The organism is Lysobacter sp. TAF61, from assembly GCF_052113485.1.
Taxonomy (GTDB): domain Bacteria; phylum Pseudomonadota; class Gammaproteobacteria; order Xanthomonadales; family Xanthomonadaceae; genus Lysobacter_J.
This window is the reverse complement of record NZ_JBFRDH010000006.1, coordinates 226,450-239,593: the sequence shown is the minus strand read 5'-3', so window position 1 is coordinate 239,593 and position 13,144 is coordinate 226,450. Positions and strand designations below refer to the sequence as shown.

Here is a 13,144-nt window from a genome sequence, read left to right as displayed (position 1 = left end):
CATCGCGCAGGCAGGGCGTTGTTTCTGTAGCGGCGCCGTGGGACACGCGGCCCCGCGAACATCCCTCCCCCAGGATGGCGCCATGGAAGTCCTATTCCGTTTCAACATCGTGCGCGAGGCAGCGCCCAACGCAGACGACGTCGCCCCGATCGATCTCGCGACGCGATCGCAATTCCAGACCGACGCAGCGGCCATCCCCGCTGGCGATGCACGGCGCAAGGCACTGCACGACCTCGCCCACGCCTTTGTCGCATCGGACGCATTCCGCGACCCGTCGGATTCGCCAAAGCTGGCGCCCCTGCTGTCGGTCGATGCGGCGATCGACGGCTTGCTGGCATCAGGCAAATACACGCGCGCCAAGGTGGCAGATGCACTGGAAACCGCATTGGGCCAGGCGCCGGCCGCCTACCTCGGCACCTCGGGTCTGGACGCCGAGATCGCATCGCTGAAGGACAGCATCGTCGCCATCAAGCTGTCGCCTGCGGATCATTCCAGGCCGATCCTCAAGCTCGCATCCGCCCTGCGCGCATATGCGCTCGTCAAACGCTTCGTCGACGACACCGCCTTCCCGGCTGACGCCGACGCGTTGCGCGCGGCGCGAAGCAGCGGCCTGCGCCTTCCCGACGCGGTGCTGCCGTCGCGAGGGCCACCGCAAACACCGCCGACACCGCCAAGCGTCGGCGACAGACTCAAGGAACTGGCTGAGCGCCATGACCGGCTGACCGCGGCGATAGGCGAGCTGCGCCAGGTGCGGCCAGACGGCTTTGCCACCGTGACGCAACATGAAATGCCCGGCCGCCTGCCGCCGGAGAAGTTCCGCCCGACCCAGTTGTTCGAGCAGGAGTTCGCCATCCGCAACGCCGCACTGAAGGCGACGGTGTTCTCGTCCGGCGTGGCCGTGACCGGCCTCGAAACGGCGGCGCGCGACACCACACCGCCCGGCATGTCGCTGTTGATGTCTGCGACGGCCGCGGCGCCGTTCCTGAAATCCGAAGCGCTGCTGTGGGACAAGCCCGGCGTCGGCGTGGGGCGTGGAGCGCGCATTGCGCTGACGGGCCGCCCCGACTTCCAACCCGTCCTGCCCGGCCTGCTCGGCCTGCGCCTGAACGAAGCGACGCAACAGGCCCTGAGCGATCCCACGCGCAAGGTGCTCGCCGAATTCGGCATGAACTCGGCCGATCCCCTCGCCCGTACCCTCGACCGCCTCTCGCAGGAACAGCGAATCGCCCATGAAGCCGCCCAGGCGCTGATGCGCCCGGTGGCCCAGAAGACCTTCCGCCGCATCGGCAGCACCTCGATCGCTGTCACCTCGACCCCCGATGCGGCGATGTACTGCCTCGCCCCCGGCGCGCTGGTGGATCTGTTTGGCGGCCTGGGCAGCGTTCCCGCCAGCGTCCCCAACACCCACGCCGACATCAAACCGTCCGGCATCATGGACCTGCTGCTGGTGCGCCAGCAGCTCAAGGGCTACGAGGCCGCCGAGGTCTCGCACATCGCCAACGTCCTCAAAGGCGAGAAGAGCGAACGCGTTCATCGCACCCGCCTGGAAACCGAGACCATCACGTTCACCGAATCCGAGCGCACCGTCGAAACGCTGACGGAACTGGAGACCACCGACCGTTTCGAGATCCGCCGCGAATCGGAGATTGCCCTGCAGGAAGAAACCGCGGTCAAGGGATCGCTGTCGGTGAAGGGCAAGTACGGACCGTCGGTGGAGTTCCAGGCGTCGGGCGAGGCGTCGTGGAATCGCAAATCGCAGGAGTCCGAGCGTGCCGCAAGCGAAGTGGCGCGCGAAGTCACCCAGAAAGCGTCGGAGAAAGTCACCGAGCGTGTGCTGCGCCGGGAGACCCTGCGCGTCAACCGGCAGGTCGAAGAGTCGAACCTGCACAGCTTCGACAACAGCGTTGGCGCCGCGGCGCACGTTTCCGGCGTGTACCAGTGGGTGACCAAGGTCTATGAAGCGCAGGTGTTCAACTACGGCCCACGCACCGTCTACGACATCATGGTTCCCGAGCCCGGCGCGCTGCTGCTGGAGGCGTTCCGCCGTCGCCGCACCGCCGCGGTGGAACTGGACAAGCCGGCGGACTTCAACCTACGCCCGTCCGACCTCAACCAATCCAACTACCAGACCTGGATCGCGCTGTACGGCGCCACCGACGTCAAGCCGCCGCCCGAGCCGTACGTGATGGAGTCCTACGACTTCAACACCGGCGGCGAGGACGTGGACCAGGAGTTCACCAACTCCACGCGCATCAAGATCCCAGATGGCTACCGCGCCGTGCGTGCGACCGTCGGCCAGGTGTCGGCCGTCTGGGACGACTGGTGCGTCGATGTCGTCATCGGCCAGCGTTCGCATCGCTTCGTCAGCGGCGCCTGGGTGTGGCCGACCGCGCTGGACGAAGAAACCGCCGCGGTGCCCTTCGCACTGGTGACCGACAAGGTCGGCGACATTGCCGTCGCCGTCGAGGTCATCTGCGAATCGACCGAGCGCGCCGTCGACCTGTGGCGCGCCGACACCCATGCCAAGCTCTACAACGCCTACACCGCGCGGCTGTCCGAGTACGAGGCCAAGCTCGCCGAACTCGAAGCACAGGCACCTGCCGAGATCATCAGCGGGCCCAGCCCGCGCAACCACGCGCTGATGGTGGACGAGGTCAAGCGCACCTGCATCTCGATCCTCACCGAGCAACACTTCGACCTGTTCGGCGCGATCGGGTCGGACGCCAACTCCTTGCCCACGCTGGACTTCGTCGAAGCGCGCAAGGAAGGTTCCTACGCTCGCTTCTTCGAGCAGGCCTTCGAGTGGGAGAACCTGTCGTGGGTGCCCTACGGTTACTTCTGGGGACGCAAGTCGACCTGGCTGGACCGCATCGCCATCGAAGACGACGACGCCGACTTCCAAGCCTTCCTCAAGGCCGGCTACCTGCGCGTGCAGATCCCGGTGCGTCCGGGTTTCCCGGAAGCGCTCGATCACTTCCGCAAGACCGGCGACCTGTGGAACGGCGGCGCATTGCCGGCCATCTCCGATGACCTCTACCTGCCCATCGCCACCGAGATCGCCGAGAAGCTCGGACGTCCCGGCGATGAGGTGCCGGTGGGCGATCCGTGGGAAGTGCGCGTGCCGACCTCGCTGGTGAAGCTGCGCCCGGACGACAAGCTGCCGACCTGGATCAAGCAGGCCGACGGCACCTGGCTCCCCGGTTGACGCACGCCGGGGGCGTCCATGGCCGGACCGTTGTTCTACCAGCAGGTCGTCAACCTCGCCAGGGAGGCAGGCAACTCCGGTGATATCCAGCGGGTGCTGGAGTTCATGGAGGCCATCGAGGCCCGGAGCGGCGCGAAGGTGATGATCGCGGCGCAGACGTTCCGCAAGGTGCGCTGGGAGAACCACTACGTCGCCCAGATCGACGAGAAGGTGTACGAGCAGGCCCTGCTGCGCCTGATGCACATGGCGATGGACCTGGAGTTCCTGATCGTGCTCGAGTGGATCGTTGCCACGAACCTGGCCTCGTCGGCGGAAACGGTGCGCAGTGCGTGGTGGGACAAGTTGATTGCGCTGGTGCCTGTTCCGGATATCACCAGGGCCCTCAAGGAAAGCGAGCTTCAGCAAGCCTTCCAGGACCTGGCCAATGACTTTGTCACGATCGTCAACATCCATCTGCGCACGCAACCCTCGCGCACGCCGACGCCGATCCCCACGCAGTGGGAATCGATCCGCCAGATGCTCATCCGACTTTCGACGCGGTTGATGGCGCTGTTCGAGATTGCGCTCGATCGCGCCCTCGACAGCATGGCCAAGCGCGGCAAGGATCGCGGCAAACCTTTCCTGCAGCTCTACACCTGGTGGACATCGCTGACCCGCAAGGCGTTCACCGGCGGCTGGATCGAGGAAGACCAGAAGCCAGGCAAGAAGAGCAATAATCCCGGATTGACGGCCGTGCCCCTCACGGTGAACCAGGATGTCGCCGGCAGGCACTTCTACTTCGACGCATTCGTGCCGCACACCGCCCGCAGGTTCGAGTTCAACGACTTTGACCGCAATGCCAAGGACCTGCCCAAGCCGGCGGAAGTGAACATCTTCGAGCTGGTCCAGTACCGCACGACGCAGCTGCACTACTACCTCAACCTGTTCGGCGAGTTCTTCGAGGACCCCACCGCAGCGCCCGCGGTAACCAAGGCCGACAAGGACGCTGCGGCGGCGCGCAAGGCGGCGTTCGCCGAACGTCGTGCGCTGGTGGATCGCGTCGCGAAGCAGGCCAAGTCGTTCGATGTGAGGACGGAGGACGGGCTGGCGGACTTCATGGGCGCCTTCTTCGATGCGCATGTCGCGGCCCACCCGAAGGCGAAGCAACCGCGCCAGGACGCCTGGGAGGAGTGCATCGAGATCCTGCGACTGCACCACCACACCCTGGCGATCCACAGCCAGCAGAACCTGGCCGAATCGCCGAGCTACCTGGGCCGGGCGTTTCCGCGCACGCTGCACGGCGCGATGCTGTGGGACTGCGGCGTCTATGCCGCGAAGGGGGCGTACATATTGCTCAAGTTCGGGATGCATATCGTGCATAAGTCACAAGCCGAACCGCGCGCGGCCTTCCTGTTCCTGCCCATCCACGTCGGCCTCCTCGTCGAGTTCGACGAGTTCCCGTTTGTGGTCATCCAGAACGACCAGGTCAAATGGCTCGCCCCGGATGACGAGAAGATCTGGCGGAAGGATTGGGAGGACGGCGCATCCGACGATCCCAATCCCGACCCGAACCCTGAAGCCGACAAGCGCAGGAAGTTCATGGAGGACTACGCGGTCCAGTGGTATGCGCGCGGGATCGATCTGCCGCTGGTGCGCGTGCAGATCGCCAAGGTGTCCGATCCGCCGAAGATGTCGGAGATTGCCAGCGTCTACGACCAGGCTGGCGCAAAGGGCGGCGCCCGCATCTTCGCCACCGACGTGGACAAGCCCGGCACCAGGGTCTTCCAGTTCGACGTCGTCAACTACAAGAAGCTGACGGACCTGGAGATCGCATGGTTCAACAGCGACGTGATCCCGTTCTGGAACGACAAGGCCCACAAGCTGTGGACCAGGTACGCGCCGCGCATGAAGAACATGCAGGTCCGCAGAACGTACGCCGCCGAGCTCGAGCGGGAGCTGGTGCCGGTGGAAAAGTCCTACGGCGAGAAAGTCGAGAAACTCAAGAACCAGCTCATCGACAACCTGCGTACGTCCGGCGCCTTGAACACACGCCCGGATCTGCGCGTGACCAGTGCGGTGCGCCTGGCCATCAAGGAACGGAAGATCGGCATCCTGGGGCGAGTGCGCGAGCACCTGCTGGATGCAGTCGACCCCACGCTGCCGACCGTCCCACCGCCCGCCTTCGCGAACGAGGACGGATTCCTGCGGCGCATCGGCGGCTGGTAGTCAGAACCTGGCGGTCAGATCGGATCGTCTATCGACCTGGCCAGCTCGGTGAACAGTTTCGGGCCGGTCTCGGTCATGTGCCAGCAGTCTTCCAGCCGGATTCCGAATTCGCCTGGAATGTAGAGTCCCGGCTCGTCGGAGAAGCACATGCCGGGCGCAAGCAGTGTGGCGTCGCCGTGAACAAGGTAGGGCGGCTCGTGCCCGTCCAGGCCGATGCCGTGGCCAGTGCGGTGAGGTAGACCCGGCAGGCGGTAGCCGGGGCCCCAGCCTTCCTTCTCGTAATAGGCGCGCACGACGTCGTCGATGGCGCCCACCGGAGTGCCCGGCCTGGCAGTCTCCAATGCAAGCTCCTGGCCCCGCTTGACGGTATCCCAGACCTTTCGCTGTTTCGCGGTGGGCTGGCCCATCACCCACGTGCGCGAGATATCCGATTGATATCCATGCACGCTGCAGCCCACATCCATCAGGATGACCGAGCCTTCGCGCACGGTCTGCGGCTTCTTTGAGCCGTGCGGATAGGCGCTGGCTTCGTTGAGCAACACCAGCGCGAATCCCGGCTCCCCGCCCAGGGCCGCGGTGGCGGCGTCGGTCATGGCGCCGATCTCTTCAGGGCGCATGCCGGGGCGGACGTTGCCGTGGACGTGGCGCAGCGCCGCCAGGGTGACGTCGTTGGCCGCTTTCATCAGCGCCAGTTCGGCCGGCGACTTGATCAACCGGACGGCTTTGACCAAGGCGTCGCCGGACACCACGCGGTAAGCCCCGGCGCCGGCCTCGCGCACCCCGTCGACGATGAAAATGCGCGTCGTGGATTCGAATGCGATCGGGCCGGAACTGACGCCGCGGTCGACCAGGGCGCCAACCAGGCGCGCGAACGGGCTTTCGTGCTCGTTCCACGCACGCACGTCGCCACTGACCGCCAGGGTTTCGCGGATCGAGGGTTCTTCGAAGGCCGGCGTCACGACGACGATGTCGCCCCGGGCCGGGATCACGGCGGCCGTCGTGCGCTCCGAGCGATGCCACTGGATGCCGGTGAAGTAGTCCAGGCTCGAACCCGACTCCAGGATCAGGGCGCCGACCTTCTGGTCGACCATCAGCCGTTGCAGCTTTGCAATCCGCGCCACGCGCTCCTCCACCGGAATCGGCTTGGCGCCGACGGTCAGGGAGGTCAAGGCGGGCCGCGCGGCGGGTGCCGCCTGGGCCGACCGGCCGGGCAGCAGTAGACCGGTGGAGGCGGCGCTGGTGGCGGCTACGGCCGCAGTGAGGAAGTCGCGACGACGCATGAAGACTCCGGATAGATGCCAGGGGTTCTTGCAAGGATCAGATGGACCGCGCGCCGCTCAATCAAGGTGCTCGATGTCGTCAGGAAGGCCAACCCAACGGTGTCTGCGAACCCCATAGACGGATACGCCTGGCTGCGGGAAATCGGGGTCGGCGAAGGCGCCGACCGGAATGATCACCACGTCCGGAAACGCCTCCGGCAAATAGTAGACAGTGCAGCCGCACACCGGGCAGAAGTGAAACCGGGCCGCGGTTCCCTCGTCGCCGACGCGCACGTACTGCGTGCTCTCCCCCTCGATGGTCACCGCCTCGGCGGGGAACCTGGCCTGGGTGGCGAACACGCCACCCGTGCGTCTCTGGCAAGCCAGGCAATGACAGATGGACACCCGGGTGGGCTCTCCCCGGGTCCTGGCGGTGAGCTTTCCACAGCTGCATGAAGCTAGACGGTCGGTCATGGCATCCAGCTACCCGATAGGGACCCGTGGGTGCGGTTATACCTCTGGCGCGCCACGAAACTAGCCCTGACCTGAGCGGCTGCCGTCCGGCTCGGCAACAACCGCCGTGCCATAACACAGCACCTCTGTAAGACCGGCCATGAGTTCGGTGGCGTCATAACGGACGGCGATGATCGCGTTGCCGCCCAGCTGCCTGGCGTGTTGCACCATGTCTCGATAGGTCTCGTGACGAGCCTGCTCGCACAGTTCCGTGTAGATCGTGATGTTGCCGCCGAACAGTGTCTGGAGCCCACCTAGGAAGTTGCCGACGATCGAGCGGGACCTGACCGTAATGCCGCGCACGAGGCCAAGATTGCGCACGATCCGATAGCCAGGGAGTTCGAGCGCCGTCGTGACCATCGAGTCGTTCAGGGATGGCTGTGTCGAACGGACTGACGAGGAGTTGTATGGGTCGGTCATTGGTTTTCCCTGGTCAAGCGACTGGCACTGGGCTGCGCCTATTGCAGCCTGCGCCTATTGAAGGACGTGCGGGTTCGTCTCGAACTTCTCCAACTGCTCGCTCCGGAACGTGAAGCGAAGCTGGAGAGCTACCGGATGGCCTGAGGTTCCACCCTTCGAGTCCGGGTCATCAGCGATGCAGTCCGCGACCGGGGGCGCGACGGAAGAGTGGAAACACTCGAGCGACATGCCATGACGCCCAGCCAGCGCATCCACGGTCTCCCTGGAAGTTCCATTTGGCGTCTCGCGCGCAACGGTTTCCTCCCAGAACCTGGCGCGCTCCTCCAGGTTTCCGCGACTGAACATTCCGTCGAGGAGACCTGTTTGCCGAACGAAAAACACCGCCACGACCACGAGAATCAAGTACGCGATTGCCTTGCCCACCTGCGCCTCCGGCCATGCCAGTCATCCCACTACCCATGAGCGCAACCATGGGCCCCTTTTGAAAACGCGAGGCGAATCGGACGCCTGCCCCCGTTCGGCCTGAGCTTAGGCAAACCGGGGTTGGCTAACAAGTGGAGCGGCCCGCCGTACATTCCTGCGGATTGAGCCGCGCCCGCAACTGCGAGAACTCCTGCACCACGAAGTCCACCAGGGCACGCACGCGCGGCGTATCGCGCATGTCCGAGTGAAAGCCGACCCGCACCGCTCGCACCGGCATGGGGTGCGCCACCGCAACGCGAAGCAGTGTTGGATCTGCCTCCGCGATGAAGCTCGGCAGCACGGCCATGGCGGCGCCACTGCGGATGGCAGCGAGGTGGGCGCGCAGACCGTTGGCTCGAAGCACGGTGCGCGCACGATGTGCCAGTAAAGGCAGCCAGGCCTCGTGGGGAACCTCCCCTGCCGCACGGTCAAGAAGCACCAGGAAGTGACCATTGAAACCGTCGGCAGCCTCGGGATGCCCGTGCCGCTCCAGATAGCTTCTCGCTGCGTACAACCCGTACGCGATATCGCCGATGCGTCGCTCCACCAGATTCTCCTGAGAGAACGATCCGAAACGGAACGCCAGGTCCGCTTCGCGACGTGCCAGATTGAACACCTTGGTGTCGTTGATCAGTTCGATGACCAGCCCGGGATGCAAGGCACCAAACCGCGCCAGCATCGGCGCGATCACCTCATCGCCAAGCCAGTCCAGGCTCGTCACCAGGATCTGACCGCTCAAGCCTGTATCGCGTGCTGCGACCTGCCGTTGCACAGCCAGCGCTCCCGCGTCCATCTGCTCCAGGCCACCGACCAGGGATTGAGCCAACGCGGTCAATCGCAGTCCGCCGGCATCGCGATCGAACAGTTTCGCGTTCAGGCTGCGCTCCAGCGCTTCGAGCCGCCTGCTCACGGTGGGCTGGGTCGTACCGAGTGCTCGCGCAGCCGCGCTCAGGCTGCCATTGCGAGCGATGGCCAGCACAATCTTCAGATCATCCCAGCCAATGCTCATCAGGCCCACCTGCTCCATGCATTTTCGAATGACGGGCATGCCAAATCGATGGCTGCATCAGCCCGCGACGCTTCCTAGACTGTCACACGCGTCCTCTGCCAGACAACGTTCCAGCCACGACAGATATCCAGCGCCAGACGCCAACTCCGGGAATCGCGAGCATGCTGCACATCGACCACCTCATTCTTCGTGTCCGCGATGCCAAGGCATCCGTGCAGTTCTATCAGCAGGCGCTGGGCCTGCTCCATGACGGCAATGCCGCGCCCTTCGAGGTGCTGCGCGTGAACGACGACAGCGTGATCGAGCTGTCGACCGCACCCCCGAAAGACCCGACGCACCTGGCCTTCTGCCTGGACCGGCGCGCTTTCCAGGACGTGTGCGAACGGCTGCGCGGACTGGGCATTCCTTACGGTGGCGATCCCTTTAGCCGGGATGGTCGCTCGGCCCTGCAACCGGGCGCCCGGGGCTGGGCGGAGGCCATCTATTTCTTCGATCCTGATCGTCACAACATCGAGGTACGTACCCATGACCCGCGCTGATGCCCACACACCTGCCTCGAGCGCCCCCCTGCCCCTGTTCCCGGACATGTCCGGAAAGGTCGCGATGGTCACGGGAGGTTCGCGCGGCATCGGTGCAGCAACGTGCCTTGCGCTCGCGCGCAACGGCGTGCGGCTGGTCATCAACGGCCGCGATCCGGTCGCTTTGCAGACAAGCGTAGCCGCAGTGCAAGCCGTTGGCGGGGAAGCGATCGGCTTGGCAGCCGACTGCTCGGATCTCGCCCAGGTCCAGCGAATGCAGGCTCAGGTGGAGGCGCACTTCGGCGCACCGGACTTCGTGCTGGCCTTCGCCGGAGGCGGCACGGGGCGGCCCGTGCCGGTGCAGGACATCACCGAGGAGGACTGGCGCTCAAGCATCGACAACAATCTCACGTCGACCTTCTTCACTCTGAAATGCTTCCTGCCCGGCATGCTCGCACGAGGCAGCGGCGGCATCCTGACCATGGCCTCGGCCGGCGCCCGTGTGGCCTCGGGGGCGCCGGCCGGCTACGGCGCGGCAAAGGCGGGGGTCATCATGCTCACACGCCACCTGGCCCAGGAAGCAGGTCCGCAGGGATTGCGCGTCAACTGCATTTCGCCCTCGGCCGTGTTGACCGAACGCACGCGTGCAACGCTATCGCCGGAGCGGCAGGCTCGAATGCAGGAGGGATTTCCGCTGGGGCGTCTTGGCACGCCGGAGGACGTAGCTGCCGCTTCCCTGTTTTTGCTCAGCGACGCTTCCGCATGGATCACCGGCGTGGTACTCGACGTCGCTGGTGGGCGGGTCATGGTTTGACACGCCACGCCACCGAAACCTTCAAAGCCGACTTCCATGACGCCGTGTTCCGCACTGCCTGATCCTCGGGGCCGATTCGACCGGTTTCACGCCCCGACCCGATCTTCCAGCGGACGATCAGCGGACGCTCGCTGGCTACCCTCACGGCTCCTTGGCGAACCTGGAGCCGCTCATGTCGATCTTCAATCCCAGCCGAACATTGTTCGCCGATGACGATCAGGCAACGCTCGTCGTCATCTTCAATCATTCCCGGCTGCATACGCGCGCCCCGGTGTTCGTCTGCCTGCCGGCGATGGGTGTCGCCGCGAGCTTCTATACGCCGTTCGCGGAAGCGCTTGCGCAAGCCACCAGGGGCGTGGCGGTATTGACTGACCTGCGTGGACAGGGCCAGAGCGAGGCGCTCGCACGACGCGGCGCGCAATTCGGGTATCAGGAAATCGTCGCGCAAGACATCCCGTCGTTGACCGCCGCGATCGCCGCGCAGTTTCCCGATCGGCCCATTTATCTGGTCGGCCATAGTCTGGGCGGTCAGCTCGGCAGCCTCGCGACAGTGCACACGGCGCCCTGCCTCGCGGGCCTGATCCTGGTGGCGAGCGGCACCGCGCACCATCGCGTGTGGCCAAAAGGATTGCGATGGCGCGCGGGCATTGCGGTGCGGGCCGTCCGAATCGTGGCTGCACTGCTGCCCTGGTACCCGGGCCGGCTGCTGGGCTTCGGCGGCGACCAGCCGCGTCGATTGATGGCCGATTGGAGTTACAACGCCAGCACCGGTCGCTATCGCTGCGCAGGCAGTAGAATCGACTACGAGGAGGCGCTGAATGACATCGTGCTGCCCGTTCTGTCGGTCGAGATCCGCGCCGATCCCGTGGCGCCGACGGGCGCGACGACCGAACTGCTCGCCAAGCTCGCGTCCTGCGCGATCGAGCGCCGGCAGATCGGCGGCGTCACAGCAGACGCGCCGTGGCGGCGTCACTTTTCCTGGGCGCGGAATCCGGACGAGGTGGTCGCTGAGATCGTCGCTTGGTTGCGCCCGCAATTGCACCGAGCCAACGTCGAATGCCTCGAGCGGGCCGTCGCATGAGCATTGAGGTGCCGGCACGTCTCGCGCTTCGCGTGCTCGGGCCGGTGCGGCTCGAGCAGGAATCGGGGACGTTCGAGCCGGGCGCACGGCGCGAGCAGGCGCTCCTCGCCCTGCTCGCCGCCGAGGCACGTCCGATGAGCCGCGCCCGCCTCGCTGCAATGCTCTGGCCCGATGCCGACGACGTTGACGCGCGCGGGCGCATGCGCCGCTTGTTGCACGAGATGTCGAGCCACGTTGGGCGCAACGCGCTTGTGACCGATCGCCAGACCGTCGCGCTCGCGAGCGATGTGTGCGCCGCTACCGATCTCGCCTCGCTGCGCCGTTCCCTTGCGCAAGGACTGTATCGACCGGCCGAGGACGCGAGCGACGAGAGCCTCGCCGCCCTCGAGAACGCGGCGGATCTGGCCGCCGCCGAGTTCGCGGAGGGGCTGGTGCTCGACGAATGCGACGAGCTGTCGGCGTGGCTTCAACGACAGCGCGAATCGCTGCACCAGGCGCGCGCGCAGGCGCTGGCGCATCTCGTCACTCAGCTCGAAGACGCACAGCAGCACGAGCGCTCGCTCCATCATGCGCAAGAGCTGGTAGCGATCGATTCGCTGAACGAGGCTGCGCAGCGCCGCCTCATCCGGCTGTATGCCGCAGTCGGACAGCCCCGCGCAGCATTGCAGCAGTTCGAGCGGTGCCGGCAGATCCTGCACGACGAGCTCGGCGTCGAGCCGGAAGCCGCAACGCTCCGCGTCGCCGACGAGATCCGCGGGCGAGACGCCGCCACGACCGCGCTTGCCGACGATCCGCCCGCAGCGGTGGCAGTGCGGTTCACGCGCAGCGGCGACGTTCATCTCGCTTATCAGGTACTTGGCGCCGGCCCGCTCGATGTGCTCCTTATCAGCGGCTTCATCTCGAACCTGGAGCAGGCTTGGGAGCCTGGCGGGCCCGCGGCCTTCTTCCGCGAGCTCGCGCGCGACTTTCGGCTCATCCTGTACGACCGGCGCGGTGTCGGGCTCTCCGATCGCACCGTCGATCCCGCCGACACATCGGTCAGTAGCGCCGACGCACTGGCGGTTCTCGACGCGGTAGGCAGCCGGCGCGCGCTGGTGTTCGCGGTGTCCGAAGGCGGGCCGATCGCGATTCGGCTCGCAGTCGAGTATCCAGAGCGTGTTGCGGGGCTGGCTCTTTGGGCCACGCTTGCCCGAGGTACCGCGGCGCACGACTATCCGTGGGCACTGACGGCCGAGCGCTATGAGCGTTGGCTTGATGCACTCGTCGCGCAATGGGGCCGCCCGGCTGCAATCGACACCTTCGCGCCCGACCACGCGAGCGATCCGCTGGTGCAGCGCTGGTGGGCGCGCATGCTGCGTCTGGGCTCCAGCCCGCGCTGCATGCACGCCGTCCTGCGCACGCTCGCGCTGACCGACGTACGCGCTTTGCTGCCGCACGTGCGCGTGCCGACGCTGGTCATGCATCGAACGGGCGACCGCGCCGTGCGCATCGACGCAGGCCGTCATGTCGCAACTGCGATCTCCGGAGCCCAGTGGCTCGAGTTTCCCGGGTCCGCGCATTGGTGGTGGTTGGGCGAGACGACACCGGTCATCGAAGCGATCAAGGGCTTCGCACGGCGCTTGGCTGATAGCCAGCGCTAGTAGTTCACGGACTCGTTG

General features: G+C 65.9%; 11 protein-coding genes. 6 read left to right on the top strand and 5 right to left on the bottom strand.

All coding sequences use genetic code 11. The features are described 5' to 3' along the window. The first annotated feature begins 82 nt into the window (after positions 1-82). Together AB4Y64_RS14780 and AB4Y64_RS14775 are read left to right on the top strand one after the other, a co-directional pair. Complete coding sequence (locus AB4Y64_RS14780) at positions 83-3,205, top strand: hypothetical protein (protein WP_441817217.1); 3,123 nt, start codon at positions 83-85, stop codon at positions 3,203-3,205. 18 nt (positions 3,206-3,223) lie between these two features. After that, complete coding sequence (locus AB4Y64_RS14775) at positions 3,224-5,410, top strand: hypothetical protein (RefSeq protein WP_441817216.1); 2,187 nt, start codon at positions 3,224-3,226, stop codon at positions 5,408-5,410. A gap of 14 nt (positions 5,411-5,424) precedes the next feature. Here AB4Y64_RS14775 and AB4Y64_RS14770 read toward each other — a convergent pair whose 3' ends face one another. The 5 genes from AB4Y64_RS14770 to AB4Y64_RS14750 form a co-directional block, all read right to left on the bottom strand. Beyond that, positions 5,425-6,690, bottom strand: coding sequence for a M24 family metallopeptidase (locus AB4Y64_RS14770; RefSeq protein ID WP_441817215.1), 1,266 nt, complete (start codon positions 6,688-6,690; stop codon positions 5,425-5,427). 57 nt (positions 6,691-6,747) lie between these two features. Continuing rightward, complete coding sequence (locus tag AB4Y64_RS14765; RefSeq protein WP_441817214.1) at positions 6,748-7,143, bottom strand: GFA family protein; 396 nt, start codon at positions 7,141-7,143, stop codon at positions 6,748-6,750. A gap of 60 nt (positions 7,144-7,203) precedes the next feature. Beyond that, positions 7,204-7,602 (bottom strand): YbjQ family protein, encoded by a 399-nt coding sequence (locus AB4Y64_RS14760; RefSeq protein WP_441817213.1) that lies wholly within the window; start codon positions 7,600-7,602, stop codon positions 7,204-7,206. 54 nt (positions 7,603-7,656) lie between these two features. Further along, positions 7,657-8,025, bottom strand: a complete 369-nt coding sequence (locus tag AB4Y64_RS14755) for a hypothetical protein (RefSeq protein WP_441817212.1) — start codon at positions 8,023-8,025, stop codon at positions 7,657-7,659. A 124-nt stretch (positions 8,026-8,149) separates the two neighbouring features. Further along, a complete protein-coding gene (locus AB4Y64_RS14750; protein WP_441817211.1) occupies positions 8,150-9,112 on the bottom strand; it encodes a LysR family transcriptional regulator in 963 nt (320 codons plus the stop codon). 122 nt (positions 9,113-9,234) lie between these two features. Here AB4Y64_RS14750 and AB4Y64_RS14745 point away from each other — a divergent pair, with 122 nt between their 5' ends. The 4 genes from AB4Y64_RS14745 (at position 9,235) to AB4Y64_RS14730 (ending at position 13,126) form a co-directional block, all read left to right on the top strand. After that, on the top strand, positions 9,235-9,612 hold the full coding sequence (locus AB4Y64_RS14745) for a VOC family protein (protein WP_441817210.1): 378 nt from the start codon (positions 9,235-9,237) through the stop codon (positions 9,610-9,612). After that, positions 9,599-10,405, top strand: coding sequence for an SDR family NAD(P)-dependent oxidoreductase (locus tag AB4Y64_RS14740; RefSeq protein WP_441817209.1), 807 nt, complete (start codon positions 9,599-9,601; stop codon positions 10,403-10,405). Before AB4Y64_RS14745 ends, AB4Y64_RS14740 begins: the two co-directional genes overlap by 14 nt. A gap of 172 nt (positions 10,406-10,577) precedes the next feature. Further along, positions 10,578-11,486: an alpha/beta hydrolase family protein gene (locus tag AB4Y64_RS14735; protein ID WP_441817208.1), complete on the top strand. Its 909-nt coding sequence runs from the start codon at positions 10,578-10,580 to the stop codon at positions 11,484-11,486. Continuing rightward, on the top strand, positions 11,483-13,126 hold the full coding sequence (locus AB4Y64_RS14730; protein WP_441817207.1) for an alpha/beta fold hydrolase: 1,644 nt from the start codon (positions 11,483-11,485) through the stop codon (positions 13,124-13,126). Before AB4Y64_RS14735 ends, AB4Y64_RS14730 begins: the two co-directional genes overlap by 4 nt. The last annotated feature ends 18 nt before the right edge of the window (positions 13,127-13,144 follow it).

Bases quoted from the DNA above. Each gene is read 5' to 3' on its own strand.
- AB4Y64_RS14780 (WP_441817217.1), top strand. From the start codon at position 83: ATGGAAGTCCTATTCCGTTTCAACATCGTGCGCGAGGCAGCGCCCAAC.
- AB4Y64_RS14765 (WP_441817214.1), bottom strand. From the start codon at position 7,143: ATGACCGACCGTCTAGCTTCATGCAGCTGTGGAAAGCTCACCGCCAGG.
- AB4Y64_RS14740 (WP_441817209.1), top strand. From the start codon at position 9,599: ATGACCCGCGCTGATGCCCACACACCTGCCTCGAGCGCCCCCCTGCCC.
- AB4Y64_RS14760 (WP_441817213.1), bottom strand. From the start codon at position 7,602: ATGACCGACCCATACAACTCCTCGTCAGTCCGTTCGACACAGCCATCC.
- AB4Y64_RS14735 (WP_441817208.1), top strand. From the start codon at position 10,578: ATGTCGATCTTCAATCCCAGCCGAACATTGTTCGCCGATGACGATCAG.
- AB4Y64_RS14745 (WP_441817210.1), top strand. From the start codon at position 9,235: ATGCTGCACATCGACCACCTCATTCTTCGTGTCCGCGATGCCAAGGCA.
- AB4Y64_RS14730 (WP_441817207.1), top strand. From the start codon at position 11,483: ATGAGCATTGAGGTGCCGGCACGTCTCGCGCTTCGCGTGCTCGGGCCG.
- AB4Y64_RS14750 (WP_441817211.1), bottom strand. From the start codon at position 9,112: ATGCCCGTCATTCGAAAATGCATGGAGCAGGTGGGCCTGATGAGCATT.
- AB4Y64_RS14770 (WP_441817215.1), bottom strand. From the start codon at position 6,690: ATGCGTCGTCGCGACTTCCTCACTGCGGCCGTAGCCGCCACCAGCGCC.
- AB4Y64_RS14775 (WP_441817216.1), top strand. From the start codon at position 3,224: ATGGCCGGACCGTTGTTCTACCAGCAGGTCGTCAACCTCGCCAGGGAG.